Annotated in this window: 25 protein-coding genes and 1 pseudogene; 10 read left to right on the top strand and 16 right to left on the bottom strand. The window is 51.8% G+C overall.

What is annotated here, in order from left to right; all coding sequences use genetic code 11:
- Positions 1 to 81: 81 nt before the first annotated feature.
- From ACO9K6_RS19785 to ACO9K6_RS19765, 5 genes and pseudogenes are all read right to left on the bottom strand, one after another.
- On the bottom strand, positions 82 to 867 hold the full coding sequence (locus ACO9K6_RS19785) for a tyrosine-protein phosphatase (RefSeq protein ID WP_424769265.1): 786 nt from the start codon (positions 865 to 867) through the stop codon (positions 82 to 84).
- Between the two features lie 321 nt (positions 868 to 1,188).
- A pseudogene (locus tag ACO9K6_RS19780) lies at positions 1,189 to 1,671 on the bottom strand (diaminopimelate dehydrogenase); the annotation flags it as partial.
- 187 nt (positions 1,672 to 1,858) lie between these two features.
- Complete coding sequence (locus ACO9K6_RS19775; protein WP_424769264.1) at positions 1,859 to 2,809, bottom strand: DMT family transporter; 951 nt, start codon at positions 2,807 to 2,809, stop codon at positions 1,859 to 1,861.
- 156 nt (positions 2,810 to 2,965) lie between these two features.
- Positions 2,966 to 5,203, bottom strand: coding sequence for a YhgE/Pip family protein (locus ACO9K6_RS19770; RefSeq protein ID WP_424769263.1), 2,238 nt, complete (start codon positions 5,201 to 5,203; stop codon positions 2,966 to 2,968).
- 119 nt (positions 5,204 to 5,322) lie between these two features.
- Positions 5,323 to 5,898, bottom strand: a complete 576-nt coding sequence (locus tag ACO9K6_RS19765) for a TetR/AcrR family transcriptional regulator (protein ID WP_424769262.1) — start codon at positions 5,896 to 5,898, stop codon at positions 5,323 to 5,325.
- A gap of 191 nt (positions 5,899 to 6,089) precedes the next feature.
- Here ACO9K6_RS19765 and ytxJ point away from each other — a divergent pair, with 191 nt between their 5' ends.
- Positions 6,090 to 6,428 carry a bacillithiol system redox-active protein YtxJ gene (gene ytxJ / locus ACO9K6_RS19760; RefSeq protein WP_424769261.1) on the top strand — a complete coding sequence of 113 codons (339 nt, stop codon included), beginning with the start codon at positions 6,090 to 6,092 and terminating at the stop codon, positions 6,426 to 6,428.
- An 81-nt stretch (positions 6,429 to 6,509) separates the two neighbouring features.
- On the opposite strand, the gene ACO9K6_RS19755 is transcribed toward ytxJ, so the two are convergent.
- The 8 genes from ACO9K6_RS19755 to ACO9K6_RS19720 all read right to left on the bottom strand — a co-directional run bounded on the left by ACO9K6_RS19755 (position 6,510) and on the right by ACO9K6_RS19720 (position 16,990).
- Positions 6,510 to 7,892: an amino acid permease gene (locus ACO9K6_RS19755; RefSeq protein ID WP_424769285.1), complete on the bottom strand. Its 1,383-nt coding sequence runs from the start codon at positions 7,890 to 7,892 to the stop codon at positions 6,510 to 6,512.
- 180 nt (positions 7,893 to 8,072) lie between these two features.
- A complete protein-coding gene (locus ACO9K6_RS19750) occupies positions 8,073 to 9,704 on the bottom strand; it encodes a putative bifunctional diguanylate cyclase/phosphodiesterase (protein ID WP_424769260.1) in 1,632 nt (543 codons plus the stop codon).
- Between the two features lie 165 nt (positions 9,705 to 9,869).
- Complete coding sequence (locus tag ACO9K6_RS19745) at positions 9,870 to 11,114, bottom strand: pyridoxal-phosphate-dependent aminotransferase family protein (RefSeq protein WP_424769259.1); 1,245 nt, start codon at positions 11,112 to 11,114, stop codon at positions 9,870 to 9,872.
- The gene (allC, locus tag ACO9K6_RS19740; RefSeq protein ID WP_424769258.1) at positions 11,111 to 12,397 is read right to left on the bottom strand and encodes an allantoate deiminase; all 1,287 of its coding nucleotides are present in this window, start codon (positions 12,395 to 12,397) and stop codon (positions 11,111 to 11,113) included. Before allC ends, ACO9K6_RS19745 begins: the two co-directional genes overlap by 4 nt.
- A 29-nt stretch (positions 12,398 to 12,426) precedes the next feature.
- A complete protein-coding gene (locus ACO9K6_RS19735) occupies positions 12,427 to 13,797 on the bottom strand; it encodes an allantoinase (protein ID WP_424769257.1) in 1,371 nt (456 codons plus the stop codon).
- 379 nt (positions 13,798 to 14,176) lie between these two features.
- Positions 14,177 to 15,274, bottom strand: a complete 1,098-nt coding sequence (locus ACO9K6_RS19730; protein ID WP_424769256.1) for an ABC transporter substrate-binding protein — start codon at positions 15,272 to 15,274, stop codon at positions 14,177 to 14,179.
- A gap of 70 nt (positions 15,275 to 15,344) precedes the next feature.
- Positions 15,345 to 16,229 (bottom strand): ABC transporter permease, encoded by an 885-nt coding sequence (locus tag ACO9K6_RS19725; protein WP_424769255.1) that lies wholly within the window; start codon positions 16,227 to 16,229, stop codon positions 15,345 to 15,347.
- Complete coding sequence (locus tag ACO9K6_RS19720) at positions 16,226 to 16,990, bottom strand: ABC transporter ATP-binding protein (RefSeq protein ID WP_424769254.1); 765 nt, start codon at positions 16,988 to 16,990, stop codon at positions 16,226 to 16,228. The genes ACO9K6_RS19725 and ACO9K6_RS19720 overlap by 4 nt, the downstream gene beginning before the upstream one ends.
- 219 nt (positions 16,991 to 17,209) lie before the next feature.
- Between ACO9K6_RS19720 and ACO9K6_RS19715 the strand changes: the two genes are divergently transcribed.
- A complete protein-coding gene (locus ACO9K6_RS19715; protein WP_424769253.1) occupies positions 17,210 to 18,916 on the top strand; it encodes a PucR family transcriptional regulator in 1,707 nt (568 codons plus the stop codon).
- Between the two features lie 98 nt (positions 18,917 to 19,014).
- Here the strand turns inward: ACO9K6_RS19715 and ACO9K6_RS19710 are convergent, their stop codons facing one another.
- Positions 19,015 to 19,386: a hypothetical protein gene (locus tag ACO9K6_RS19710; protein WP_424769252.1), complete on the bottom strand. Its 372-nt coding sequence runs from the start codon at positions 19,384 to 19,386 to the stop codon at positions 19,015 to 19,017.
- A 244-nt stretch (positions 19,387 to 19,630) separates the two neighbouring features.
- Complete coding sequence (locus tag ACO9K6_RS19705; RefSeq protein WP_424769251.1) at positions 19,631 to 19,867, bottom strand: DUF6953 family protein; 237 nt, start codon at positions 19,865 to 19,867, stop codon at positions 19,631 to 19,633.
- A 224-nt stretch (positions 19,868 to 20,091) separates the two neighbouring features.
- Between ACO9K6_RS19705 and ACO9K6_RS19700 the strand changes: the two genes are divergently transcribed.
- The 3 genes from ACO9K6_RS19700 (at position 20,092) to ACO9K6_RS19690 (ending at position 22,247) form a co-directional block, all read left to right on the top strand.
- Positions 20,092 to 20,541 (top strand): MarR family winged helix-turn-helix transcriptional regulator, encoded by a 450-nt coding sequence (locus tag ACO9K6_RS19700; protein WP_424769250.1) that lies wholly within the window; start codon positions 20,092 to 20,094, stop codon positions 20,539 to 20,541.
- Between the two features lie 55 nt (positions 20,542 to 20,596).
- Positions 20,597 to 21,574: an aldo/keto reductase gene (locus tag ACO9K6_RS19695; protein ID WP_424769249.1), complete on the top strand. Its 978-nt coding sequence runs from the start codon at positions 20,597 to 20,599 to the stop codon at positions 21,572 to 21,574.
- A gap of 178 nt (positions 21,575 to 21,752) precedes the next feature.
- On the top strand, positions 21,753 to 22,247 hold the full coding sequence (locus tag ACO9K6_RS19690; RefSeq protein ID WP_424769248.1) for a glutathione peroxidase: 495 nt from the start codon (positions 21,753 to 21,755) through the stop codon (positions 22,245 to 22,247).
- 43 nt (positions 22,248 to 22,290) lie between these two features.
- Here the strand turns inward: ACO9K6_RS19690 and ACO9K6_RS19685 are convergent, their stop codons facing one another.
- On the bottom strand, positions 22,291 to 22,686 hold the full coding sequence (locus tag ACO9K6_RS19685; RefSeq protein ID WP_424769247.1) for a winged helix-turn-helix transcriptional regulator: 396 nt from the start codon (positions 22,684 to 22,686) through the stop codon (positions 22,291 to 22,293).
- A 168-nt stretch (positions 22,687 to 22,854) separates the two neighbouring features.
- Between ACO9K6_RS19685 and ACO9K6_RS19680 the strand changes: the two genes are divergently transcribed.
- The 5 genes from ACO9K6_RS19680 to ACO9K6_RS19660 all read left to right on the top strand — a co-directional run bounded on the left by ACO9K6_RS19680 (position 22,855) and on the right by ACO9K6_RS19660 (position 26,548).
- Positions 22,855 to 23,727, top strand: a complete 873-nt coding sequence (locus ACO9K6_RS19680; RefSeq protein ID WP_424769246.1) for an SDR family oxidoreductase — start codon at positions 22,855 to 22,857, stop codon at positions 23,725 to 23,727.
- Positions 23,728 to 23,884: 157 nt separating this feature from the next.
- Entirely contained in the window at positions 23,885 to 24,529 is a 645-nt protein-coding gene (locus tag ACO9K6_RS19675; RefSeq protein WP_424769245.1) for a TVP38/TMEM64 family protein, read from the top strand.
- Positions 24,530 to 24,601: 72 nt separating this feature from the next.
- Positions 24,602 to 25,270 carry a peptidylprolyl isomerase gene (locus ACO9K6_RS19670; RefSeq protein WP_424769244.1) on the top strand — a complete coding sequence of 223 codons (669 nt, stop codon included), beginning with the start codon at positions 24,602 to 24,604 and terminating at the stop codon, positions 25,268 to 25,270.
- Positions 25,271 to 25,375: 105 nt separating this feature from the next.
- Entirely contained in the window at positions 25,376 to 25,894 is a 519-nt protein-coding gene (locus ACO9K6_RS19665) for a DUF6143 family protein (protein ID WP_424769243.1), read from the top strand.
- A gap of 231 nt (positions 25,895 to 26,125) precedes the next feature.
- The gene (locus ACO9K6_RS19660; RefSeq protein WP_424769242.1) at positions 26,126 to 26,548 is read left to right on the top strand and encodes a DUF4395 domain-containing protein; all 423 of its coding nucleotides are present in this window, start codon (positions 26,126 to 26,128) and stop codon (positions 26,546 to 26,548) included.
- Positions 26,549 to 26,654: the final 106 nt, after the last annotated feature.

Here is a 26,654-nt window from a genome sequence, read left to right as displayed (position 1 = left end):
AACGACTAGTAAATCCTGTACATTTTTTCTTTATGTAATTTTTTGTACTGCCCGATACCTCATACTCTACCACTACCCGCTCTATCTTTTTTGAAACAAAGAAAGTAAGCGCTTTACAACACCTATGGATGATGAAATAACGATGGGCTGATCACAAAATGGCTTGTCCGCTGCAACACACTGGGCATTGCTCTTCAAAGCTTCGACCCATTGCTCTCCCATCCGGCTTTGAATCACATCGTAAGCTTCACGCATACGAAAGCCGCGACGCTCCATATGATGCGCATCGGAAGAAACAACATGGATAAGGCCGCTCTTTAGAAGCGTCCAGGCAGACTGCTCGATTCGCTTGCCGAATCCTCCTAGTAGCGAATGGGAAGTGACCTGTGCGAACGCCCCGGCTTCTACCAGCTCAGCTAGTCTTTCCGGGTGCTGCACAACCTCCGCATTTCGTTCGGGGTGAGCAATAATTGGCTTTAGCCTTAATACGCCGAGCTCATGAATGAGCTCCATCATCGATTTCGGTATACGGGAAGAAGGCATCTCTAGCAGTACATATTTTGATCCGGCTAAGGGAAGAAGCTCTCCCCTATACCAAGCGTCGAGCAGCTCATCATGTACACGAATTTCTTGTCCGCCCACAATAGTAACAGGCACACCTGCGTCCATTAACCGTTGATTAATGGTACGGGTGTGCTCAGCTACGTCTGCCGCTTCATTGAAATAGGTCCCATTGGCGTGATGCGGAGTTGCAATGATCGTTGTTATTCCCTCTGAAACGGCTGCCCGGGCCATATTCAAAGTATCATTCCAATTCGCTGCACCATCGTCCAATCCGGGTAAAATATGAGTATGGATGTCTATCATGCTGATCTCACTTCCTAGTAAAATTTGACCAAATGCTCCTGATAGGCACTTCGATCTAATTCTATCATATGAAAGAGCAATATTCATCAATTTAAGGTATATTTCGACGATTTTCTTCGTAGGTCCTATTATAACTTACAATTCCCAATGCAGTAAGGTAATATATGCAAATTACGAATCTCTTTTTTATTTATAAATATTTAACATAACTACTTTTCCTATATAAAGATAAAGCACATACCGTCTATTTAGAAATAGGACGGTATGTGCTTCTATTAGCGTAACTCCCAGCTTGCCTTTAACCGCAAACCATTTTCAAAACTACAGCAGCTCTTTCCGCAGCTCAGCCGCAGATTTTGGCGAAAGAAGGCCGTAAGGAATGTCGAACACCGTTTTTGCGCCGGCTTGCCCTTCTTTGGCCAGCTTATAAGCCGCACGGGCATAAGCCACAAGAACGCTTGCCGTAAATTCCGGATTGCTGTCCAGCTTCAAGCCAAACTCAATAATTTGCGTGCTGCTCTCACCAGTCTTGCCGCTGCGAAGCACAAGGCCGCCATGCGGCATCGATTGATGCTCAGCCTTCATCGTCGCTTCGTCGATGAAATTCACCGTCGTATCATAGTCAGCAAAATAGTTCGGCATCGTCCGGATTTCTTCAGCAATCGCCGCTTGATCAGCGCCTTCTTCAGCTACAATGTAGCAGACGCGAATATGCTTCTCACGCGTAGTCAGCTCTGGATTCTCGCCACCACGAACACGCTCCACCGCTTGATCGCTTGGAATCGTATATTGTACGCCATGCTTCGATTTTCGCTTTGATGCGTTCTGCATTCGCAGCGCCAATGATGGCGGGCGAAATAAAGTACTTATTTTCGTTGACCGTGATAAGCAGCAGCCGCATGACCCATGTTTACAGTATATAGTTTACGTTCGAAGTAAGGTTCTAGCTTATCCACATATTTTACGCCATCAATTTGCGCATAACCATCGATCATCGCCGAGTTAATGCAGCTCGCCCCCGGGGATCGTTCAATGGAGCTACCGGTTTCTTCGGCCGTTTCCGCTCGATACTGATCCAGATCAGACCCGCAGCCATACAGCCGGCGCCGCACATTTGAAGCAGCGTGATCTTCTCGCCGAACATGAAGAAGCCCGCAATGACCGCTGCTGCCGGTACGGCATAACGGAAGAAGTTGGACCTTGTCGCGCCAACTTTAAACATACAAGCATTCCATACAACAAAAGCAAGTGCCGTACAAATGAGGACATTGTAGGCAATCGCGAGATAGTGCCCCGCTTCAAGCGCGGACCAATTCGTCTGGCCCCAAGCCCCTATCGTGAACGGAAGCATGAACAACGAGCCAAAGGCAATTGTCCAGGTGCTTACGCGCAGCGCCGAATATTGCTTCATCAGCGACATCGAGCTCAGGTTGAACAATGGGCCGATCATGCTGACGGCAAGCGCCATCGCATTGCCTAGCATATGCTCGGAGGAAAGGGTGAAGCCTTCGCCTCCGCCAAGGATGACGAAGCATACGCCCACAATCGAAATTCCACCGCCCACCACGAGCCTGCGCGTAATCGACTCGCGCATGAACAAAGGCGCGAACATGGCGGCGAAAATTGGCCATGGCGCTACATTGAGCAGAGACGCATTCGCCAGCGTCGTGTACTTGATCGAATACATGACCAGGATCTCAAGCAGCGTAATGCCGACCAGGCCAATGATCGCCAGCCTTGGGACGAGACGCCATGGAATGCCGATACTGCCCTCCGTAAGCTTCAAAATCAGAAAAAATATCGGAACGGCCAGCCCGAACCTCAAAACTGCAAATACAATCGGATGAAATGATTCCAACGCTAAGCGGGCGACCCCAAAGTTCGCCCCCCATACGACCGCGATCAGCACCAGTCCGCCATAATTCAACCACTTTTTATCCATTCTCTACGCTCCGTCTAGGTCAGCTTCTTCATTCATACGAACCCTAATCCATCATAGAGCATGAGCCAAGGATAAAACAGTCGCTGGATTTGGTTATTTCTTATGCATTTTAAACTACAGCATTCCCGAAGGACGGCAACAGAAAGCTTCATTGCCTTATGCCGACGCAGCCGGTATTCCCTCGCTGTTGTTCTCCCTTGCCTTGCGGTGCGACAGCGTGAAATAAACATAGGAAAGCGTGCCGAAAAGAATCGCAATGCCCCCGAGAGTCGCCGCATAACGGCCAACCGAGCTAAAATCTCCGCTGGATATAATATCTCTCAGACCCGCGACGGAATAGGTCATCGGCAGGAATGGCGATATTCGCTGCAGCCAGCCTGGCACAAGCTCGATCGGGAACGTGCCTGCCGAGCTTGTCAACTGGATGATCAGCAGAATGACGGCGATGAACCGGCCTGGGTTATTCAGCGTCGCAACCAAAAATTGAATAATCATCATGAAGGTGATGCTCGTCAATATCGTAAAGGCCAGGAACAGCCCCATGCTCTGAACCTCGAGCTTAAGCACATAGAGCAGCGCCGCATCCGCAATAAGCGCTTGAATCGCACCAATCGTGATCAGTGTGAGCGCCTTGCTCCAGAACCAGCTCCAGCCATTAACCGGCCGAACGGCCGGCTCGCGAACCGAGTACACGATGGTAAGCAGCATTGCACCTACGTACAGACCAAGCGACAGAAAGTATGGCGCAAGACCTGTGCCGTAATTGTCCACCTCTGACATCTTCTCTACATCAAGCTGCACCGGATCCGTGAACATATCAACCGTTTCGTCAGACAGGTTCAAATCAGCCGTTTTCTTGGACGCTTCTCCCAGCTTGCCGGAGAGCTCCTGTGTGCCGTCCTCCAGCTTAAGCAGGCCGGATGCCACCTTCTCTGCGCCATCCTTCAGGTCAGAGGAGCCGTTCACGAATGGCGCTACGTTTGCGGACAGCTGATTAAGGCCGGCTGCAAGCTTAGCAGAGCCGTCATTCAGCTGCTTAGCGCCTGCGGCAAGTTTCGTCGCTCCATCAGCTGCTTCGGACAGCTTCAAGCCGAATTGCGCCATACCGCCGCTAAATTCACTTGCGCCCGCCGCAAGCTTCTCCCCTCCGGTGCCAAGCTCCTTGCCGCCGGCTGCCGCTTCCTGCAGCTTGCCGCCGAAGGCGCCCAGACCGTCTGACACCTTCTGAAGTCCGGCGTTCAATTCAGAAGCTCCGCCGCTAAGCTTCGCCTGCCCAGCCGCGGATTGCGCCAAGCCTGCGGCCAGCTCCTTGCTTGCGGCCAGCAGAGCGGCATAGCTGTCGCTTTGCGCCAACTCCGCATCAGACTGTCCCAGCTTCGCTAAGCCCTCAGCGAGCTGAGCCGCGCCCTGCTTCAGCCGCTCCTCGCCCGCGGCTGATTGCGCCAGCCCGCCGGCCAGCTGCCCCGCAGCCTGCTGTGCGCCGGAAGCTCCCTCCGCCAGCTGCGCGCTCGCTCCGGACAGCTGCGCAAGGCCGTCGCTCAGCTTCACCGCTCCTGCCCCAACCGAACCCGCGCCGTCGCCGAGCCCCTTGGCTCCTGCGGCAAGCTGCTGCTGCGCCGCTTCAAGCCGCGTCAGGCCGCCAGCGAGGCTGCCAGCGCCAGCGCCAAGCTCGCCGCTGCCCTGTAAAACCTGCTGTCCGCCAGCGCTAAGCTTGGCGACACCCTCCTGCAGCGTCAGCGATCCGCTGACGAGCTTCGCCAAATTTTGCTCGATGAGCACAGCTCCATCCTTCGCCTTCACCGTGCCGTCGGCGATCTCGCCTGCGCCGTCGCTAGCCGCGCCAACGCCGTCAATCAGCTGCTCCATTTGCTCGAACACCGTCCGCGTATACGCAGCCGTCACTTCCTTATTCAGCTCAGCCTTCATCGTATCGACGGCCTTGCTGCCGATCTGTGAGGCTACGAAGTTATAGCTCTCGTTAGCCAGATAAGTAAGCTGCGCCGGAGTCGGCGTATCCGACGTCAGCGTCGTCGTTTTCTCCGAGAAGTCTGCTGGTATCTCAATCGCCATATAGTAGGTGTGATCCGCCAGCCCCGACTCCGCCTCCTCCTTGCTCACAAAATGCCATTCAAACTTCTCGTTTTCCTTTAACTGTTCCTCAAAGTCATCGCCGATATGCAGCATTTCATCATTATTTTTATAGCCTTGGTCCGCATTAACGACAGCTACCGGCATTTTGTCCAGATGTCCATACGGATCCCAGAAGGCGCCGAGAAACATCGATGAATACATGACAGGAATCAGCAGCACGCCGATCACGGAAATAAGCAGCATTTTATTGCGGGCGATGCCCGACAGCTCCTCACCAAACTGCTTTAAGCCTCTAAACTTCAAAACGTTCACTCTCCCTAATTTTACTAACTGACTATTTTTCTCATATGGTCATTTATTGACATAAAAAAACTCCTCCCGGAGTCTGAATACAGCCTTTCCTTCCCCTGTGCACGTACCGTTTATGCCGGTGCCAATCCTTCCTGCATATAGATCCGCAGCCGTTCCGCGACCGCTTCCTTGCTCAGCGGCTCATGCGTTTTCTTCCAATCCACCGTAAGCGCCATATACAGCTTCAGCATGACAAAAGCGGTCATTTCCGGATCGCATGGCTTAATCTCGCCTTTATCGATAGCGGTCTGCACCTTCTGCCGAATGTAGCCGACGACCGCCTTCTCAATTTCCTGCATGCCCTCAAGCGCCATCGGCGTGCCAATCTCACGTATCTCATGCGACAGCTTCAGCGCCAGCTCATGCTCCTCGCGGAAGTCCAGCAGCTGCTCCAGCACGGCATTCAAATTATCAAAAAACGACCTCTCCGAATTATAGACCCGCTCCGCGACCTGTTTCATTTCGTCAATGAGCCGTTTCATAATTTCCTGGAACAGCTCTTCCTTATTCGTAAAAAACGTATAAATTGTACCTTTGCCCACATTCGCGATCTTGGCAACCTGATCCATCGTTGTTGCTTTATAACCAAATAACGCGAACGATTTCGTCGCCGCATCTACAATCTGCTGTCTGCGATCTATCGCCATTCCATCACCTCTACCCCTCAAGTGACCACAAAACCAATTCAGTCATTTTGAATAAAATCATCATAACACGACCTTTTTACACTTGCAATACCCCACTTACTATATAAAGATGACTTACTTACAAAAAAGATGTATAATACTCGTACAATTACAACATCATCTGCCATGCAGAAAAAGGAGTGTAACCGCACATGTCATACAAAGAAATTACTTCCATGGAAGAATGGAACAACGTTTACGAAAGCTCTTCGAGCCGTCCGCTCGTCGTGTTCAAGCACAGCACAACCTGCCCGGTCAGCGCTAACGCTTATAAAGAGTTCAACAGCTACCTCAACGACAAGCCGAGAGAAGATGTAGATTACGTGCTCGTGAAGGTGATCGAGTCTCGCCCTATATCGCTTCAAATCGCTGAGGACACCTCGGTGAAGCACGAATCGCCGCAAATCCTATTTATCGATAAAAAAGCTAAAGTATGGACCGCTTCCCACTGGTCGATCACCAAAGCGCATATGACAGCCGTTCTGGACTAGAACGCCTTCATCGATACACAAACGCCCAGACCAGCCGCCGATGCGCGAAGGTCTGGGCGTTTTTTTGTTCATTCAGCCGCTTCACTCCTCCGGGTCGAGTCGGCACTCGGCCAGCGTCAGCATGCGCGTGCGGTGCTTCCACTTATGACCGAGGAAGATCGCAAGGAAAAGCGGGATGCCCACATAGGAGGCGATAATATAGGGCCAGTCGATTTGCCCGTTGTTCAAGCCTCCGACAAATTGGCCGCCAATGACGACAAGACAAAGCACCATCGCGAGAATGGGGCCAAGGGGAAACCATTTGGCCCGGTAGGCCAGCTCATCCAGTGACCGCCCTTGCGCAGCGTACGCCTTCCGAAAGCGATAATGACTTATCGCGATGCCTAGCCACACAATAAACCCCGACATGCCTGACGCATTCAACAGCCACACATAGACGACGCCATCGCCAAAAAATGAAGCGAGAAACGCGAGCATGCCCAGCGCCCCTGTCGCCAGCAGCGATAGAGCCGGGACGCCGCGCTCATTCAGCCGGGCGAGAAAGCGCGGCGCCTTGCCCTCCTTCGCAAGCACCCAAAGCATGCGGGTCGAGGCATACATACCTGAATTGCCGGCAGACAGCACAGAGGTCAGAATGACTGCATTCATGACGGAAGCGGCAACCGCCAGTCCAGCCTTTTCGAATATAATCGTGAACGGACTCGTTGCAATATCGCCGCTTGAGAGCTGTTCGTTCGTATGCGGGATGAGCAGGCCGATCAGCAGAATCGCCAAAATGTAAAACAGCAAAATGCGCCAAAAGATCGAGCGGATCGCCCGCGGGATATTTTCGCGCGGATTCTCGCTCTCGCCCGCCGCCACGCCAACCAGCTCCGTGCCCTGGAACGAGAAACCAGCTGCCATGAACACGCCAAGCACAGCCAGAAAGCCTGCGGGAAACGGGTTGTCCGTCAGATTGCGGAAGCCGGTTGTCTCGCCGCTCCATATCCCGATCACCATCAGCAGGCCGAGTACAATGAACACGATAACCGTCACGATTTTGATCATCGCGAACCAATACTCCGACTCCCCGTAACCTTTCACCGACAGCATATTGAGCCCCAGCAGCATCAGCAGAAACAACCCGCTCCACAGAATCGACGGACTATCCGGGAACCAATACTTCATAATGAGCGTCGCCGCCGACAGCTCCGCAGCGATCGTAATCGCCCAGTTATACCAGTAATTCCACCCGAGGGCGAAGCCGAGCGATGGATCCACAAAACGGGTCGCATAGGTGCTGAACGTTCCCGACACGGGCATGTAGGTCGCCATTTCCCCAAGACTGGTCATCAGAAAATAGACCATCACACCAATTAGCGCGTAGGCAAGCAAGGCGCCGCCGGGCCCCGCCGTATATATCGCTCCCCCGCTCGCGAGAAACAACCCTGTGCCAATCGAGCCGCCAAGCGATATCATCGTCATATGGCGGGCCTTGAGCCCTCTGCGCAGCACCGCCGCTCCCTTGTTCTCCTTGCTCAACCGAAACACTCCATTCTCGGCGCCGGGCTCTTAAGCCAAGCGCAAATGTCATGTCCTCAGTTTGCTAATTTTTACGTATTTTATCCGCGGCGCAAACCGGTCTTTCGAATGAACCAGCCTTACTCATGATTCCGCTATACACACAGGCACCCTTTCCTGCTCCACCGGCTTGCTTATAAAGTAGCCCTGCAAGCCCCAGCAGTTCATTTCCGCCAGGATGCTAAACTGATCGAAATCCTCCACACCCTCTGCAATGACACGAAGCTTCAACGCTTTTGCCATCTCAAGCACCGCAGCTATCAGATCTTGATTCATATCCCGAATAAACGACCGGTCGATCTTCAAATGATCAATCGGGAGCAGCGTCAGCATGCTAAGCGAGGAATAGCCTGTCCCAAAGTCATCGAGCGCGATCGTAAATCCTGCTTCGCGCAGGTTCCTCAACGTTTCCTGCACAGCTTGAATATTATGTATGAACGTGCTTTCCGTAATTTCCAGAACTACGGCCTGCGGCGCAACCTGTTCTTTCTCCAAAATCCGCAGGATGTTTTCCACAAAATCCTCTTCATTCAACTGCACCTTGGAGATGTTCACGGATACTTTAAACTCGGAACTGAAGGTCGTTTTGAATTTATGCCAATCCTGACAAGCCTTGCGGATCACCCAGTATCCAATCGGGATAATTAAGCCCGTTTCTTCCGCTACAGGTATAAAATCGGCAGGAGAAACAAGTCCTACCCGCGAGCGGTTCCAGCGCAGCAGCGCCTCCGCCCCGATAATTTTTTTTGTAGCCGGGCTGTAGACCGCTTGATAGCGCAGCTCCAGCTCCTCACGCTCAATCGCGTTCGACAGCGCAAGCTCATAAATGAAATTCTCTACATGATTATATTTGGAGCCGGCTTCATAGACATGATGTCTTCCTCTGCCTTCTCCCTTCGCCTGGTAAAGCGCGGTATCCGCCTGCTTCAGCAGCGTCTGTATGTCCTCATCCTTCACGCGAACAGCAACACCGACACTGACATGAAGATGCAACGGCCGATCATTCACAACAAAAGGTGTCCGGAATAGCTCATTCACGCTTTCCACCATCCGCTCAGGACAGCTCGCCTCGCTTGAGACGACAATAAACTCGTCCCCTCCCAGCCTGACAAGCTTATGATGGAAGCCGAATTGCTCTCTTAGCCGTTCCGCCACCTCAATGAGGATCGCATCACCTGCATTATGACCGAAGGTATCGTTAATATTTTTGAAATTATCCAAATCGAATAAAAAAACAGCCGCTGGCTCCACGATGTTCTCCAGCAGAAATCTGCGGTTATAAAGCTTCGTCAAATCGTCATGATAGGCGTAATAGCGCAGCATATTCTCATGCTCCTTGCGCTCGGTAATATCCCGCGTTACGCAAAAGACATATTCAATCTCGCCCTTCTCATTCATGATCGGCGTAAGAATATTTTCTCCGCTAATCCTGCCATCAGGAAGCACGAAGCCATCCTCATACCGTATCGTTTTTCTTTCCGTTAAAACGGCCGAATAGATTTCTTGCAAATAATTAGCCATCTGATTTGAAAACCGCTCAAAAAAGGTCTGGCCGACGGCAGCCATGGTCACTCCGCTCATTCGGGTGGCTGATTGATTAACATAATAATATTTGAAATTGTTGTTCTCAACCTTCATCACATAAATGGAATCTTCAATTTCATCCAACATCTGTGGAAGCAAACGCAAAAAATCTGTAGAATCTGCTGGATTCATCATTCTGACTCCTTTACCGGATCCCAACGCTCTCTAAGATGCAGCTCGAAGTGAAAGGGGCAATCTATATGACTATTCTTCAACTAAATTATATTTGAATAGTAATATAATATATCGGAGTCCTATTCCCTGAAATGTAGAGTAAAACAAAGATCGTGAAAACGTTTACGAACTCGCGGCCGCATTCATCCCGTAACGATCCATCGCAGCCTGCAGCGCCCTGCCAGCGTCAAGCTTATGACCATGGCGCAGCAGCACAGCCTCCAACGCGCCAAGGGTATGAAGCACATTACGCTTGCTGCAGCTGTAGCCCATCGTTCCGATGCGCCATATTTTACCCTTAAGCGGACCGAAGGAGCTTGCAATCTCGATGCCAAAATGATCAAGCAGCATTGCGCGAACCGATTCGCCGTCAACACCGGCTGGAATTTCGATACAGGTTACGACGGTCATTTTGCAGGCGGGGTCGCCATATAGACGGAGTCCCATCGCTTCTATGCCGGCAGCAAGCGCCGCCTCATGCTCGCGATGCCTGGCGAATCGCGCCTCCAGCCCTTCCTCAAGCACAAGACGAAGACCCTCGCGAAGGGCGTAAAGCATCGAAGTCGCTTCCGTATGATGATTAAGCCTCGCAGGGCCCCAGTAGTCCTGAAGCTGGCTAAGATCCAAATAATTGCTCTGTATTGGTCGCAGCAGCGGATCATCTTCGCCGCCCTCCAGCAGCAGTCCTCTTTCAATTTTTTTGCGGTTCTGCAGCTTTGCCTCCGCGCGCTTATTGTACGTAATCGGCGCCATTCCCGCAGGCACGGACAAGCATTTCTGCGTACCGCCGATCACCGCATCCAGCTGCAGCCGATCGGTTGCCAGCTCAATCCCGCCGATTGTCGCAACCGCATCCACGACAAGCAGTGCATCGACCTCCCTGCACACTTGCCCAATCCCCTCAAGCGGCTGCAGCCGTCCCGTCGACGTCTCGCCATGCACGATCGCAACCAGCTTCGGCTGATGCTTGCGAATCGCATCCACGATCTCTGCAACATCGAACACAAAGCCCCACTCCTTCTCCAGCGTGACCACCTCGGCGCCGCAGCGCTTCGCAATCTCTGTCAGCAGATGACCGAAGCGTCCGTAGATCGGCACCAGCACCTTATCGCCCGGCTCGATCAGACTGGCGAGCACCGCTTCAATCCCGGACCGCGAGGTGCCATCCACCGGAAAAGCCCACTCATTGTCGGTCTTGAACAGCTCTCGCAGCATGCCCATCGTCTCGTTCATAAGCGCTGTAAACTCCGGATCGAACTGTCCCAGAATCGGATAAGACATCGCCCTCAGCACGCGCGGGTCAACCTCTACCGGTCCCGGCGTCATAATCGTGCGCGGCGACGGCGACAAATCCTTATAAGTCTTCATAGTTCTTCCCCCTCATAGCCTAGTCGATATAGCAGCTCCGTTAATACAAGCACCCCGGTCGCAAGGTCGCGAGGCGCGGTATACTCCTCCGGCGAATGGGATATCCCGCTCCTGCTCGGAACGAAAAGCATCGCCGTCGGACAAGCAGATCCGAATATTTGGGCATCATGCCCCGCTCCGCTGACCAAATGCTTCGACGTGACCGACAGCTCCGAGCACACGTCATCCATATAAGCCTTGAGCTTATCATTCATCAGAACCGGCTCCTCGCTGAACCACTCCGCGCTCTGGATCGCCAGCTGTCTCTCTTCCGCAAGCTGAGCAAACGTCCGCACCATCCACTCGCAAAACCGGTCAAGCGCCTGCCCATCCGCATGCCGGGCATCGACTGTGAACACGACCTTGCCCGGCACCACGTTCGGGACATTCGGCTGGACCTGCAGCCTGCCTATCGTCGCAACGAGCGGCGGGCCAAGCCTGAGCGCCTCCTGCCGCAAAGCCTGAATCATGGCACTGACACCATCCAGCGCGTCTCTTCGCATATGCATAGGCGTTGTGCCCGCATGATTCGATTCGCCATGGACCTCGAAGTTCATGCGCCGCTGGCCCGCAATCGCATCCACAATACCAATGGTAATTCCCTCCGCCTCAAGAACAGCTCCCTGCTCAATATGAACCTCGACAAAAGCACCAATATCGGTACGGCGGCTGCTCCTTGCTTTCCCTTCGCCAAAGCCGCAGCGCGCCATCGCGTCTGTGAAGAACATATCCTGCGAATCCTGCAAATGAATGATTTGCTCGAAATTCCGTTTGCCGACAATGCTGCCGGAACCCCAGTAGGCCATCGGAAAACGACTGCCCTCCTCTTCGCAAAGCGAGACCACCTCAAGCGTGCGCTTCGGCTTGCCGAACTGCTGCTTCAGGTAAGCAAGCGCCAGCAGGCCTGCCGCAATACCATATGCGCCATCATACTTGCCGCCCTGCACAACCGTATCAATATGCGAGCCCGTTACAATCGCATGCGCCGATAAATCCTCGCCCTGCAGCCTGCCGAACAAATTGCCCACTTCATCAAATTCCGCAGCAAGGCCGCAAATGGTCATTTTGGCCATTAATGCCCGCTGCGTTTCTAACCAGCCATCGGAATAGAGCAGCCTCGTAACGCCCGCTTCCGCATCAGCACTATATGCCGCGAGCCAATTCAAAAGCTCCATAATATGTTCCTCAAAATAACGCAGCAATCGCTCCTTCTCCTGCGGCCCGGAAAGCACGCTTCGCCCCATAGCTCCCCCTCCTCTCTCGTCGGTCCGCACTATCGAATCCATCGGCCCTGCTTCTGCCCGCTCACGCCTAGCTCCGCATCATACACTTTGCTGCCCCGCAAATAGGTGGCCGCTATTTGGCATTGCATCGTTTCGCCCAGATAAGGAGTATGCTTGTGGCGATGATACAAATGATGCTCTTCTAAAATATACGTTTTGCCCAAATCAATGAGCACAAGATCCGCATCCGATCCGATGCGAATCTCCCCTTTGGTTTCCGCTAGTCCAAGGCGTCTTGCCGGACCGCTTGAGAGAAGCCGGCTAAGCAGCGTCAGCGGAATGCCGCGCTTCACATGCCCTTCGCCCACGACAAGCTCGACTGAGCTTTGCGCACCCGCAATGCCGCCCCATGCGTCAAAGAAGTTGTCCGCTTCCTTCATCGAAGCCGGACAAGGCGAATGATCGGACGTTATCATGTCGATGCGGCCGTCCGCAATTTGGCTCCACAGCCCATCAAGCTCCTTGCTGTCACGCAGCGGCGGCGAGCACTTGGCGACCGCGCCCTTATGCTCCAAATCAGTCACTGTTAAAGTCAAATAATGGGGACATGTTTCCACCGTCACATTCAGGCCGCGTTCGCGCGCCTCCGTGATTGCCTTCACGCCCGCTTCACTGCTTATATGGACAAAATGCAGCGCGCACCCGGTCTGCTCGGCATAGAACAACGCGCGGTTGATCGCTTCCAGCTCGGCGATGATCGGTCTCGACGCCGCGTAATCCGCAGGCTTAAGCTTCCCTTCCGCCCTGCTCGCTTGCGTAAGCCTCGAAACAATCGGCTCACTCTCGGCATGCAGCGCAAGTACTTTATTCAGGCTCGCAATGATCCTCATCCCTTCGAGCAGCGTATTATCGTCCACCTCGCGGAAAGCATCCTCGCTCGGATCTCCCGGCGATGACATGAACGCCTTAAAGCCAACGACACCCGCTTCGTGCAGCGGCTTCAATTCATGCAGCTTGCCGGGAACCAGCCCACCCCACAGCGCATAATCCACATGCGAGCGGTTTTTCGCGGCGTCCAGCTTCTGCTGCATGGCCGTCACGGTTACCGTCGGCGGAATGCCGTTCAGCGGCATATCGACATAGGTTGTGCAGCCGCCGGCCGCCAGCGCCGCCGAGCCGCTCTCGAAGCCCTCCCACTCGCCAAGCCCCGGCTCATTCAAATGCACATGCGCGTCGATCATTCCCGCCATAACCGTGAGCCCGGCCGCATCAACGATCGTCTCCGCATCATCAGCGTTAAGCCTTTGGCCCAGCTGTGCGATTTTGCCTTCTTTTATTCCAATGTCCAGCGTGCGCACCTCATCTCGCAATACGACGCTGCCATTTTGTATGATCAAATCCAGCCTATCTCGACCACTCATCCGGCTCCCACCTATCCTGTTTTATATTGACTACGTATGCTCACAGCACCGTTATGATGCCGTACCCCCTAGTGGATTTTGAGAAAATAGTGAGTCTAACCTCACTCGCCATGAAGCAAGCTTCACGGGGAATGAGCTTTCCCTCACAAATACCGTTTAACGCTTGCGGACCAGCCTTTCACCTTCAGATAACGAAACGGTGCAAGTGTCCGCCCCCTTTAACGGCAGCAGCCTTCGCACCCTGGCTATGCATTCGGGCCGCGGACTTCGAGGTCTGCGGCCCGAGTGATTAGCCATTTTTTATCCCTAGGCTCTAAGGATACTCGTCTTGTTATCCGATGGACGACAGCTCACTGCCGCAGCAGCACAACCGCCATCACTACTCCAGCTCCACGGAAATCAAGCTTGCATCCACTTCCTTCAGCAGGCTTAGGTCATGATAGGAAGCTGGCGCCGGCGCCGATTTTATGTTGCCTACCGACATCAGGTACTCCCCGACAGCAGGACCGTTGCTTCCATTCACATACGTGTCGTTTACCTCCATGGTATAAACGTTTCGGCTCATAATTTGTGTCAGCTCTTCTTCGCTAAGGTGCAGCTCAGGAGCCAAAATTTTGATCGCTTCTTCCCGGTTGTCATTGATGTAATCCGTCGCTTTCTTCAAGGCGCGCAGCACAGCCTTTAGCGTGTTCGGATTATCGGCAAGAAAGCTGTCGGAAACCTGAATCGTCGTATGCACGCTCATCCAGTTCACATCGCCCTGCTTCTCGGGAAGCTCGCTCTTCGTGCCGCTGAACAGAAACTTGCCGCCGCCTTGGATTGCCTTCGTAATGAACGGCTCCCAGGCAGCCAGCGCGTCAATGTCGCCTTTCTCAAGCGCAACGACCGCGTCGCTTGGCGCCAGGTTTACATATTTGATCTTGCTGGCATCCACGCCAAGCTCAGTGGCCATGTTGTTGATCGCGATCATCACGTCAGCGCCGCTTGGTATGCCGATGGTTTTGCCTTCAAGATCCTTCGCGCTTGTCAGCTCAAGCTTACTCGAGCCCACCACCGCTTGCGTACCGGCAATTTGGGCGAGCGGAGCAATAATTTTGACCGGAATATCTGTCGATTTGAGAATAATATCCATAAAATTCGTCTGAATGCTGACTGGCGCGCTGCCTCCTGCAACCATCGGACCGATGTCCGGGCCGCTTTCGATCAGTTGACTTGTCACGTTAAGACCCTCTTCCGTGAAGTAGCCAAGCTTATCGGCAATAATTTGCTGCGAGGAAATTTGCGCATCGCGAACGCCAACCAGCGTGAGATCAACCTTCTCCAGCTCTGTGCCCGCCTCCGCATTAGACGGCGCATTTGTCGCCGAGCCGTCATTCGTTGCAGCTGGAGCGTTATTATTGCCGCCGCAGGCGGCCAGCACGAACGTTAACGATAGTAATGTAATTGCCGACTTGAACCATTTTCCCGATTTCTTCATCGATAATCCCTCCACTTTTCTCTTTGTTTGGATTTCCCGCTTTGGTGAAGCTTCATCTCTCCATACCGCGCTATTTCTCGACGGCGTCACGAAGACCGCCCTTACGCCAAGCCATGACCCTCCTCTCAACAAGCTTCAACAGATACGAGAATAGGCTGTATTCTAAGCCAATCAATATGATGGCAACGAACATATTCGTAATTTTGAAATAGTTTCTTGCATCCACGATGATATAGCCAAGCCCCGAGTTCGCCCCCATCATTTCAGATACAATGAGTGCGGAGAACGATAAGCCTAGACTTACCTGCGCGCCGACAAGGAAGTTCGGAATAGCGGAAGGCAGCATCACCCGTGTGAAAATTTGTCTCTCGGTCGCGCCGAGACTGAGCGCTGAACGAATTAAGGTAGAAGGCACTGACTTGAAGCCATCAAGCGTATAGACAAGCACTGGAATAAATGTCGTCCAAGCGATAAGCAGCACCTTCGGAAATTCGCCAATTCCGAACCAAATGATGAACAAGGGCAGCAGGGCCAGCGCCGGAATCGGCCCTACCAGATTAAGTATGGGGGAGAACCAGCGCTCCACCGTCTTGAACTTGCTCATTACGACGCCAAGCGCCACCGCAGCTACGCTTCCAAACATGAAGCCTAGCAAAATCCGAATCGTACTTGAAATAACACTGTCCATAATAATGCCGGTCTTCGCCAGCTCCCAGCCCTCCGACAGCAATACAGTCGGAGCCGGCAGGAAGTTCGGATTGAAGAACTTGGCGCTCTCATTCACTTGGGAGAACAGCTCCCATAATACGAAGAACACCAGCGACGGCAGAATGTTATATTTTTGAATAAACCGACTGAATACCGACGATCGCTTCCCTTGCGCCCGCTTGATCGGAGCCTCCGGCGCGCCAGTTACTCCGACATCCTTCAGCGTTGACAATTTTGCCCCATTCATGAAGACCCCACCTTTACTGCGGCCAGCTCCAGATGCTCATCATCCATCAGCACACGCTCAATCCTGCTCATCATTTCACCGAAGCCCGCAGAGTGCGACGAACGGGGATGCTTAATGCCCACATTGAAAATTTCCGCGATCTCGCCATGCTTCATCACGACGACGCGATCCGCCAAATAAACAGCCTCGCTGATGCTGTGCGTAACGAACAAAATCGTTGGCTTCAGCTGACCGCAAATTTTCTGCAGCTCCACCCGCATCGTCTCCCGCGTCAATACGTCAAGCGCCCCAAACGGCTCATCCATGAGCAAAATATCCGGCTTGCTCGCCAGTGCCCTCGCAATGCCGACGCGCTGCTTCATGCCCCCCGACAGCTCTCCCGGATAGTGCAGCGCATATTCCGCCAGTCCGACCAGCTTCAGAAATTCCCTAGCCGTCTCTCTCGCCTGCGCCCTCGGAATCTTCTGCACCTCAGGACCAAACGAAATGTTATCCAGCACTGTCATCCAAGGAAACAGGGCATGATCCTGAAACACCATGCCTCGCGACTTCGACGGACCCTTGATCGCCTCGCCGTCCACCGTAATTTCACCCTCATCGGGCAGCAGATAGCCCGCAATCATATTTAACAGCGTCGATTTGCCGCAGCCGCTATGGCCTAATATGCATATAAACTCATGTGAGTGTACGGTGAGATCTACATTTTTGAGAATGGTCCTGTCTCCAAAACCTTTCCCAACCTGACGCACCTGCAATTTCATTTCTTCAACCCCAATCCATTTATTTGTTAGGTTTACTTACATGTATCGGCGGTGTATAGCTACATCATAAACAGATTCCCCCCCCTTGTCATTGTGCATGGTAGCTAAAAATATCCCCTTAACGTTGAATATTCTAGACAATCATGCATTTACAGTCGTTTAAATTAGTGTTATATTTGCGTTATATTAACTAACATAATTATTGAGAGTGGTGATATTATGCTGCTTAAAGAGCTCATTTCACTGTCTGTTTATTCGAACGCGAAGGTCGTGGCCGGACTTGCCGGCATGACAAATAGCGTCCAGTCGGTCAACATCATGGACGCTCCAGATATCATTCATTATTTAAAGCCGCAGGAGCTGCTGCTCACAACCGGCTATGCGATGAAGGATCACCCGGAAGCACTGCTTTCCCTTGTTACGAATATGGCTGCTGTAGGCTGTGCGGGGCTTGCGATAAAGACAAAGCGATTTCTGCAAGAGGTTCCTGAGGATGTGCTGAATCGAGCGGAGGAGCTGCAGTTCCCTATTATAGAGCTCTCGCTGGAGCAATCGCTAGGCGATATCGCTAACTTTTCGCTTAGCCATATTCTCGAGAAACGAACCGACGAGCTGCATTATGCGCTGTCGACACATAAGCAATTTTCGCAGATGATCATGCAGGGCAAGAGCACGCAGGACGTCATTGAAGCGCTCGCCCAGCTGATCGACTCGCCGGTCATGCTTATTAATCAGCATTCGGAGCTGCTCTTTCGTTCGGACGCCATGACGGATGAGGTGCTGTACGCGAGTCTGCTGCACCGGCTTCAGGAGGAGCTTCGCTCCGAGCCTACGGCAGACGGATTTTCACCAAGCTCAGTCACGATTCCGCTCTCATCAAATGCGGATGCAGATGAGCAAGGGTTCGCACGGAAGCAGACCGCCGCCGAGCTTCACCCGATTGTCACCTTCCAGCTGGAGGGCTTCTTAGTGGCGCTGACCAATGATACAGACAAGCAGCTGAACAACCTGACGAAACACGCCCTTGAGCAGGCCGCTAACGTCATCGGTCTTGAGCTGATGAAGAAGCAAGCCGTGAAGGAACGGTCGAGACGGTACAAAAACGAATTTTTCTCGGACTTTGTCGATGGTCTAATCACCTCGGAGCAGGAGCTCCTTCACCGCAGCAAAAACTACAATCTGCTCCATCATCCTGCCTATATCAGCGTTGTGGCGAAGCGCGACACCTCCTTCGACCAGCATCGCTCACCAAGCGCACTGGAAACAGACGGCCGCTTTATATCCGAACGCGACCGTCATTATGCCCTGCTGAAAAGCGAGTTCGCGAAGCTCGATCTGCGCTTTGTGCTGTTCACGAAAAACGACTATTTTTGCTTTCTCATCGCCATGCGCTCCAATCAAGATGTGACCAAAGACAAGGGCAGCCGGTTTCTCGAGCAGCTGAAGCAGATCGTAGGCAGCCTGAGCGAAAAGCATGGCATACCCGTCTCAGTCGGTCTCGGCAACCCCGTCTCCGAGCTTTCGGATATACCGGTATCCTACCGGGAGGCGGTCGAGGCGCTGCAATCCGGCTATGACGCGCGTAAGAAGCAGTTCGTACAGCCCTATCATGCCAAAAACCTTACTCATTTGCTGCGATTGATTCCGAAGGAGGAGCTGAAGGAATACTACGAGGAAACGTTCAAGGATTTACTGCGTATCGAGGGAAAGGAACGCACGGATTTACTGAAGACGCTCAATACCTTTTACGAGACGCATTGTCAGCTTGCAGAAACGGCCAAGCAGCTTTTTGTTCACCGCAATACCGTCACCTACCGTCTAGAAAAATGCGAACGTCTCACCGGCCGCGATCTCCGCGATCCCGTCGAGAGCCTTCGCTTCCGCACCGCGTTCTCTCTTGAGCCTTTGGTGCATGGGGATTCCTAATGAGTGATTCAACTGGCCTTAGCAACTATGCGCAAACAAAAAATGACGCACAAAACGGTTGTCCGTTCATGCGTCATTTGTGCTTTATGAAATATATATTATCGACCTACTGATCCCAGTCGGTTGTGCGGAAAAGAATTGGACCGCTGTCTGCTTCCTGTTGCGGCGCGATCGCCAACGCTCGATTCCTGCGCACCCGTCAGCTCCATGAACCATGCCTCATCCCATGTCGCTAAAGCCATGTCGATTAAATTTTGGGCAAGCTGGGCATCCTCTAACGTGATGTCAGGAACGCGTCTCAGCCAGTTCTCGCGAACAGCTACAATTTTACCAATGATAACCTCGTTATCTGATTTTACGACATTCACGGTCACGATTCCTTGCAGGATATCGATCGTTTCGATAAAACCGTGAATGAGCTCACCCTCATGAGTTTTACCCTGCACCCAGTCGCTTACGTTCAATTTCATCCTACAACACCACCTATTCATAAAAGTAAGATAACCCGACTAACTGTAACAAATACTTATACACTTTGTGTAAAAAAGTAGACGATACATTTTTATTATACGTACCGTCCAGCCGCTAGGTTTCATACTGTAAGTTTAATAGTTACAGTTAGGTTTGTCAAGCCGTGTTGCCGTATGCGGAGATATGCGCTGATATGTATCGGATGAATGCGGAAGGTTCAGCCAGAAGCTGAGCGAGCTCTGGCTAGCTCCAGCCCCAGAAGAAGCCGTCTCGTTCCCAGGCTGCTCTGCCGCGATGCAGCTTGCGGAAAATTTTCTTCACTTCTTTGTCAATGGATTGGTTACCGTGTTCATTCACATATATAAACGACTCGCCATAATGGCTTCGGATATACTCAACGGCCGCGCTCTGATGCAAAATCCCCTTATCCTTCACTTCATTCAGCATCCACTGAGCCACATCTTCAGCAGTATGAGACACTTCACTCACTCCTTCATCAAATAAATGTTGTAACTATAGCACATTCCGTCCGCTTTCTTCAACCTTTCTCGAACGTATCTCGCGCGTTGACCGAACGATGATCCGGGCTCCCTATCACATTGACAGCTGTTTGCCATTCCAACTATATTATATTTATCACAATTTAATTTACTAAAATACAGCTTCACCTTACAAACCAAATCACTCTCCTATGGAGGCTATACATGGATAGCAATGAAGCTTTAAAGCTCGACAATCAAATATGCTTTGCCTTTTATGCTTGCTCTCGTGAGATCACGAAGCTATATCGGCCAATGCTGGAGGAAATCGACCTTACCTATACGCAGTATGTTACGATGCTCGCCTTATGGGAACAGGACCACGTGACGGTTACCGCGCTTGGCAACAAGCTGTATCTCGATTCAGGCACCCTCACCCCGCTGCTCAAAAAGCTGGAAGCCGCCGGACACGTTACGCGTACACGCGATCGCAACGACGAACGAAGCGTTATTGTCGAGCTAACTGAGCAGGGCAAGGCGCTGAAAGAAAAAGCCGTCGATATCCCTGCACAAATCGCCTGCAAGCTTGACGGCAATCCAGAAGAAGGCGCGGCTCTTCTAAAGCAAATGCATGAATTTCTCCATCGGTTGCAGCAAAGCACCGCCAAAGGGTAATTTTATACGCTTATACACTCAGCAACCGAATCGTTACATTAGGAGGTAATAGACAATGTCACAATCCTTGCTTCGCCCTTTCGGCACAACGAATTTGCGTCTATCTCCACTTGGTCTAGGCTGCTGGCAATTCAGCAACGGCAGTGGACTTGTCGGAAAATTTTGGCCTGTGCTCCAAGGACAAACGATCAACGATATTGTCAAAACAAGCTTCGAAGGCGGCATCAACTGGTTCGACACCGCCGAAATTTATGGCAACGGCCAGTCCGAGCAGCTGCTCGCTCGCGCGCTGCGCGAGACGCTGCCAGCGAATGCTCCCGCCTTGATCGCCACCAAATGGTGGCCGATGTTTCGCACGGCAAGCAGCATCAGCAGAACGATCGATGAACGAATCCGGCTGCTCGAAGGCCGAACCATTCACCTGCACCAGGTGCATCAGCCCTTCTCCTTCTCCTCAGTCAGAAGTGAAATGAAGGAAATGGCTAAGCTTGCGGCGGCAGGCAAAATTCAAAATATCGGCGTAAGCAACTTTTCTGCCAAGCAAATGCGCGAAGCCGATCACATTCTGCGCGAGCATGGGCTCCGCCTTGCTTCCAATCAGGTGAAGTACAGCCTGCTCGATCGACGCATCGAGCAGAACGGTATTTTGGATACGGCGAAGGAGCTTAATATCGCCATTATCGCCTATTCCCCTCTGGAGCAAGGCATATTAAGCGGTAAGTTTCATCAAAATCCGGAGCTCGTCAAGGCGATTAAAGGCCCGCGCAAATGGAGCTCCGCTTTTCGGCCGGAAGGGCTTAATCGCTCAAGGCCGCTCATCGAAACCATTGAGCAAATCGCCCACCATCACGACGCTACAGCGACTCAGGTCGCGCTGAACTGGCTTATTCACGCGCATGGGGATACCGTTTTTGCCATTCCAGGCGCTTCCAAGGTTCATCACGCCGAGCAAAATGTGAAGGCGATGCGGTTCAGACTGACCGCAGATGAAATCACCGAAATGGATAGGGTTGCTCGCTTTGTAAGCCGTTAGCACCTCGATATACACCAGTCTGATAACGATCTTGTTCAGCTATAATCTACAATACTAGCTTCTCTGCCCTGTGGTTCAGGTGCAGCGAAGCTTTTTTTGATTCGTTTGACACTCCTATTTGAATTGAGTACAATTAAATTAAATAAAATATAAAATGAATTACAGGAGGTTATTCCTTATGCCTTTGTATAATATTGAAGTAAAAACGAATAAAGGTGACGTCCAGACGCTGGCGCCCTACAAAGGCCAGGTGCTGCTCATCGTCAATACCGCAACCAAGTGCGGCTTCGCCAATCAATTTACTGGACTCCAAAAGCTTCATGACACATACAACAAGCAAGGCTTTTCCGTATTAGGATTCCCTTGCGGACAGTTCGCTAACCAAGAGCCGGGAAACGACAAAGAGGTAGCCGAGGCCTGCGAGCTGAATTTCGGCGTCTCCTTCCCTCTTTTCTCGAAAATTGATGTGAACGGCGGCAACGCCCATCCTTTGTTCCAATACTTGACCTCCGAGGCGCGCGGCTTTCTAGGAACGAAGAGCATCAAATGGAACTTCACCAAATTTCTGATCGATCAGAAAGGCAACGTGCTCAAGCGCTTCGGCTCCACAGATACGCCTGAGCAGATCGAAAAGCATATCCAAAAACTGCTCAAGGTTCCGACGCACGCCTGAATACGAATAGGGGCTGTCCCCAAAGGTGATAGAGATGAGAATGTTATTCTACACCGATTTTCGCACCAGCCCACCGGGATGAATCAAGCTCACTGTTCTCAAGGCTAAGCGTACCTCTTTGCTCCATGTAATCCGTTCCCCAACCAAGAAGCAGCTTCAATACTGGTATGAGCTTCTCGCCGATAGGCGTAAGCCAGTACTCGACCTTCGGAGGCACCTGGCGGTACACCTCCCGGTGAACCAAGCCGTCCTTCTCCAGCTCGCGCAGCGTATTGGTCAGCATCGACTGTGTTACCTCAGGCAGCACCCGCTGAATTTCACTGAAGCGTTTTGGACCGTCGTGAAGCGTCCATAATATGAATACCTTCCATTTGCCGCCGATTAAGCTTTGGGCCGTGAACATGGGACATTTCAAAAACTCTTTGCCGTACTTCGCCATATCCTTATCCCCTCCAATAGTATTATTTTTGATACTATCTATTAAAAATAAGAGTACTTGTTATTATATTGAGTATTAAATATATTTGTAGTGTAGCAAATAATAGCCGGGTCGTACATCTTTATTACACTTGGCATTTTAAACCATATATGAAGGGATGATTCAATCATGTCAATCGTTATTACTGGAGCAACAGGTCAACTCGGAGGTCTTGTCGTTAAGCATTTGCTGGACAGAAAGGTGCCGGCTAATCAAATCGTAGCGGTAGTCCGCAATGTAGAAAAAGCATCCGCCCTCGCTGAGCTTGGCGTAGAGCTTCGTCAAGGAGACTATAACGACCGTGCGTCTTTGGAGAAGGCATTCGCAGGAGCTTCCAAGCTGCTCTTTATTCCTAGCCCAGACGCTCATGATGAAACGCTTCGCATTCTTCAGCACGCGAACGTTGCGAAAGCTGCGAAGGACGCGCAGGTTGGACATATCGCTTATTACGGCTATGCGTTCGGTGAAACCTCCAAGCTGCCGCTTGCAGCTACTCATATGCTGACAGAAGGCATTATCCGCACCACTGGCATTCCTTACACCTTCCTTCGCAACCCACTTTACACCGATGTATTCATCAGCCCGCAAAGCGTTGGCCCTGCCGTTCAATTCGGCGCTTTGGTCGCTAACGCGGGATCAGGCAAAGTGCATACAGCGATCCGTCATGATCTGGCGCTTGCAGGCGCTGTCGTTCTGACTGAGGACGGTCATGAGAACAAAATCTATAACCTTGCAGCTGATACAACTTGGACCTTCGAGGAGCTCGCTCAAACCATTGCAAAGGTTTCCGGCAAGCCCGTTGCATACAATGCGATTTCGTTCGATGAGCAAAAAGACCTTCTGCTGGGAGCAGGCCTTCCTGAAGGCGTTGCGATCATGATCGCAGCGATCAATCAAAGCATAGCAGAGGGCGAGACAGCGCAGACGTCCCCTGATCTGAAGAAGCTTATCGGCACGCTGACACCGCTGGAAGAAATCGTGAAGCAATCTCTGCAAGCTTAACAGCAAGCAGGCAAAGCATCCGTTATAACAAGCTTACTAAAGCAAGGGCTCGGTTCCGCCATGGAATCGAGCCCTTGCTTTTTTTGACACAACTAATTGGACGAATGCTTTCCCAGACATGGTACGATAGAATGAACTACATTTTAGGAGTATGCATATGCTCAAAAAAATAAGCTTAGCCGCTTTATATGTTGGTATTGCTTTTCTCATTTATCGTTACGGCGATGTAATTCTGACGTGGTTCCAGCAATCGGACAACATTCCTCTGGTCGTCCTGATGGCAACGCTGATGGCGCTATTTCCCGTCATTCCGTATCCCGTTGTCGGAGGCGTTATCGGTGCAGCCCTCGGCCCTGTATTAGGTGCGGCTGTGACCTGGACAGGCTCTGCGGCAGCTTCCATCGTAATGTTTTTATTTATTCGCTACGGCTACCAGGAGTGGGGCATGAAGGCACTGCACCGCTACCAAAGCATCGGAAAGCTGACGGAGATGTTCGAGCGAAATGCTTTCCTCACGATCCTGTTCGCGCGGCTAATTCCGTTCATTCCATCCGTTGTAGTCAATATGTATGCGGCGCTGAGCCGCGTATCCTTCGCGATGTACGCCATCGCTTCATCTATCGGCAAAATTCCGTCCATGCTGCTGTTCGCAATGGTAGGCGACAATCTCATGACGGACCCGAAAAATATATTGACTACCGTCGGGATCTACGGCATATTTCTAGCTTTGTCTCTGTATGCCTACCGCCTCTGGAAGCGCAAGCAGATGGTTGGCGGACAGGGGCCAAGGCAGCAAAATTAGCATTCAAATTGAGCAATATGCTATTATACTTTATGGATTAACTTCAGTATACGTATAGGAGGATATATGAACATGCTTCGTAGGAACAAACGTTTTGGCGTCATGCTGCTCCTTATGCTCACTCTGCTCGTCATCGCCGCTGGCTGCGGCGCTAACAAAGCAGGCTCCGGCAATACAGGTGAAACGCCTGTCGACGAAGGGCCTGAGCTGCTAGGACCGGACAAGCACCCTGTTGTCACCATTTTGCTTAGCAATGACAAAACTATTAAGGCGGAGCTTTACCCCGAGGTAGCTCCCAATACCGTCAGCAACTTTATTTCACTCATTCAAAAAGGCTACTACGACGGTCTTATTTTTCACCGCGTTATTCCAGGCTTCATGATTCAAGGGGGCGATCCAGATGGTACCGGTATGGGTGGTCCCGGCTATAGCATCGCAGGCGAATTCGCGGGCAACGGCTTCGAGAACAAGCTGAAGCACACGCGTGGTGTTCTATCGATGGCGCGGTCGCAAGCACCGGATTCAGCAGGCTCCCAGTTTTTCATCATGGTAGCAGAAGCCCCTTCGCTCGATAATCAATATGCTTCCTTCGGAAAGGTAACGGAGGGCCTGGAAGCGGTAGACGAGATCGTTAATCAGGAAAGAGACGGTAACGACAAACCGATTACCCCCATCTCCATGAAAAAAGTAACGGTAGATACACTGGGCATGACGTTCGAAGAACCAAAAAAGGCAGAGTAAAAGAGAAGGGCCGCGCCCTTCTCTTTTTTTACGTCCTATTATTGCATGATCCTGAATTCCGGACATATGGTGGAATATAAGCATGCCACGAAGGACGGTGAAGCGATGTATCCACACATGCCTGTGAACGTTGTGAATGTTACCAATCCGCTTATCAAATCGTTGGAGGGCAAATATTTCTTGGGGGAGACCGACCAGCTTAATCCGACCGACTCGAATCGGACCTGGGGTGCGCTGATCAACCCGCCACATTCAGGCGTTAATCTCTATTTGGATATTTATGTGCTCAGCAATTTGTCTGACGACCATCTTGTCTCGCAAATCTGTTTTTGCTCCAGTCTGCCCACACACGCCCAGCAGTCGCATGAGGTTTCCACCTCGAATCTGACGCTGCAGCCTAAGCCGCTTTCCCGCGGACAGGTCCAGTTCGGCAGCAGTCTGGACACGACCGCCCTGGCTGCCACCCCCGTATCCACGCGAGTGGTTCCCGCTTACTCCAGCGTTTCCAGCAAGAAAGCTGGACACTGGATATTCGGACCGGGCCAGGCCATTCTCTTCACCCTGACCAGCTCAATGAGCCACCCCGCCCCCGCGGTCATCTCGATCGGCTGGTGGGAGGAATAGATGCAACAAAAGAACTGCCCGAAGGCTACCAGCCTCCGGGCAGTTCTTTTGGATTATTGCGTTCGCTGCGAGATAGTTGTCGAAAGTGATCTGAAAAGAAAATAGTAATATAAATAGAGGCTGCCCCTATTTCACAACCAATTCCAGCTTTCAGCTCATTGCTAATGTGCTTGCATTCCTCTACAATAAGAAGAAAGTATGAAAATCCAATGCGAAAGGTTGGTTTTATAGATGAAGGAAATTCCGATCCCCCTCGTCCGCAGCAATCAAGTCGGCATCGTGATCACACTTTTGCTTGCGATTACGCTGCAGCAGCCCTGGCTCATCGCGCTGCTCTGGATTGTTCAGCTTGTTGGACTTCTGCTTGGTCCCAAGGGCAATTTGTTTATTACCATCGCTCGTCCTTTTCTGGGCCGCTTCCTCGCCTCGCCCAATACGGAGGCAGCAGAGCTGCAGCGGTTCAACAATTCGCTTGGCGTAGGCTTTCTTACCGCATCAATGCTCAGCTTCGTGCTTGGCTGGCAGGTGCTAGGCTATATTTTTGCAGGCATGATGGGGGCTGCCGCGCTTAGCGCCATACTGGGCTACTGCATTGGCTGCACGATGTACTTTCAATACAAACAATTCCGTGCGCGCAGACTAAATCGGAGCTAATAGAATTCGCTCCACGCCATAAACACAAAGGGGCTGTCCAATAAGTCTCTAAAACAAAAAAAGTTGTGCGGAAAAACGTAATGTTTTCCGTCCAACTTTTTTTTGC

The sequence above is a fragment of the Paenibacillus praedii genome (genome assembly GCF_049725345.1).
GTDB lineage: Bacteria > Bacillota > Bacilli > Paenibacillales > Paenibacillaceae > Pristimantibacillus.
This window is presented reverse-complemented; position numbering and strand designations above follow the sequence as displayed.

Bases quoted from the DNA above. Each gene is read 5' to 3' on its own strand.
- ACO9K6_RS19755 (WP_424769285.1), bottom strand. From the start codon at position 7,892: ATGACGATGATATCGCTTGGCGGCTCGATTGGCACAGGGTTGTTTCTC.
- ACO9K6_RS19675 (WP_424769245.1), top strand. From the start codon at position 23,885: ATGCTCAAAAAAATAAGCTTAGCCGCTTTATATGTTGGTATTGCTTTT.
- ACO9K6_RS19725 (WP_424769255.1), bottom strand. From the start codon at position 16,229: ATGAATGGGGCAAAATTGTCAACGCTGAAGGATGTCGGAGTAACTGGC.
- ACO9K6_RS19665 (WP_424769243.1), top strand. From the start codon at position 25,376: ATGTATCCACACATGCCTGTGAACGTTGTGAATGTTACCAATCCGCTT.
- ACO9K6_RS19750 (WP_424769260.1), bottom strand. From the start codon at position 9,704: ATGAATCCAGCAGATTCTACAGATTTTTTGCGTTTGCTTCCACAGATG.
- ACO9K6_RS19765 (WP_424769262.1), bottom strand. From the start codon at position 5,898: ATGGCGATAGATCGCAGACAGCAGATTGTAGATGCGGCGACGAAATCG.
- ytxJ (WP_424769261.1), top strand. From the start codon at position 6,090: ATGTCATACAAAGAAATTACTTCCATGGAAGAATGGAACAACGTTTAC.
- ACO9K6_RS19690 (WP_424769248.1), top strand. From the start codon at position 21,753: ATGCCTTTGTATAATATTGAAGTAAAAACGAATAAAGGTGACGTCCAG.
- ACO9K6_RS19685 (WP_424769247.1), bottom strand. From the start codon at position 22,686: ATGGCGAAGTACGGCAAAGAGTTTTTGAAATGTCCCATGTTCACGGCC.
- ACO9K6_RS19745 (WP_424769259.1), bottom strand. From the start codon at position 11,114: ATGAAGACTTATAAGGATTTGTCGCCGTCGCCGCGCACGATTATGACG.
- ACO9K6_RS19680 (WP_424769246.1), top strand. From the start codon at position 22,855: ATGTCAATCGTTATTACTGGAGCAACAGGTCAACTCGGAGGTCTTGTC.
- ACO9K6_RS19660 (WP_424769242.1), top strand. From the start codon at position 26,126: ATGAAGGAAATTCCGATCCCCCTCGTCCGCAGCAATCAAGTCGGCATC.
- ACO9K6_RS19700 (WP_424769250.1), top strand. From the start codon at position 20,092: ATGGATAGCAATGAAGCTTTAAAGCTCGACAATCAAATATGCTTTGCC.
- ACO9K6_RS19785 (WP_424769265.1), bottom strand. From the start codon at position 867: ATGATAGACATCCATACTCATATTTTACCCGGATTGGACGATGGTGCA.
- ACO9K6_RS19720 (WP_424769254.1), bottom strand. From the start codon at position 16,990: ATGAAATTGCAGGTGCGTCAGGTTGGGAAAGGTTTTGGAGACAGGACC.
- ACO9K6_RS19775 (WP_424769264.1), bottom strand. From the start codon at position 2,809: ATGGATAAAAAGTGGTTGAATTATGGCGGACTGGTGCTGATCGCGGTC.
- allC (WP_424769258.1), bottom strand. From the start codon at position 12,397: ATGGGGCGAAGCGTGCTTTCCGGGCCGCAGGAGAAGGAGCGATTGCTG.
- ACO9K6_RS19695 (WP_424769249.1), top strand. From the start codon at position 20,597: ATGTCACAATCCTTGCTTCGCCCTTTCGGCACAACGAATTTGCGTCTA.
- ACO9K6_RS19730 (WP_424769256.1), bottom strand. From the start codon at position 15,274: ATGAAGAAATCGGGAAAATGGTTCAAGTCGGCAATTACATTACTATCG.
- ACO9K6_RS19710 (WP_424769252.1), bottom strand. From the start codon at position 19,386: ATGAAATTGAACGTAAGCGACTGGGTGCAGGGTAAAACTCATGAGGGT.
- ACO9K6_RS19715 (WP_424769253.1), top strand. From the start codon at position 17,210: ATGCTGCTTAAAGAGCTCATTTCACTGTCTGTTTATTCGAACGCGAAG.
- ACO9K6_RS19735 (WP_424769257.1), bottom strand. From the start codon at position 13,797: ATGAGTGGTCGAGATAGGCTGGATTTGATCATACAAAATGGCAGCGTC.
- ACO9K6_RS19670 (WP_424769244.1), top strand. From the start codon at position 24,602: ATGCTTCGTAGGAACAAACGTTTTGGCGTCATGCTGCTCCTTATGCTC.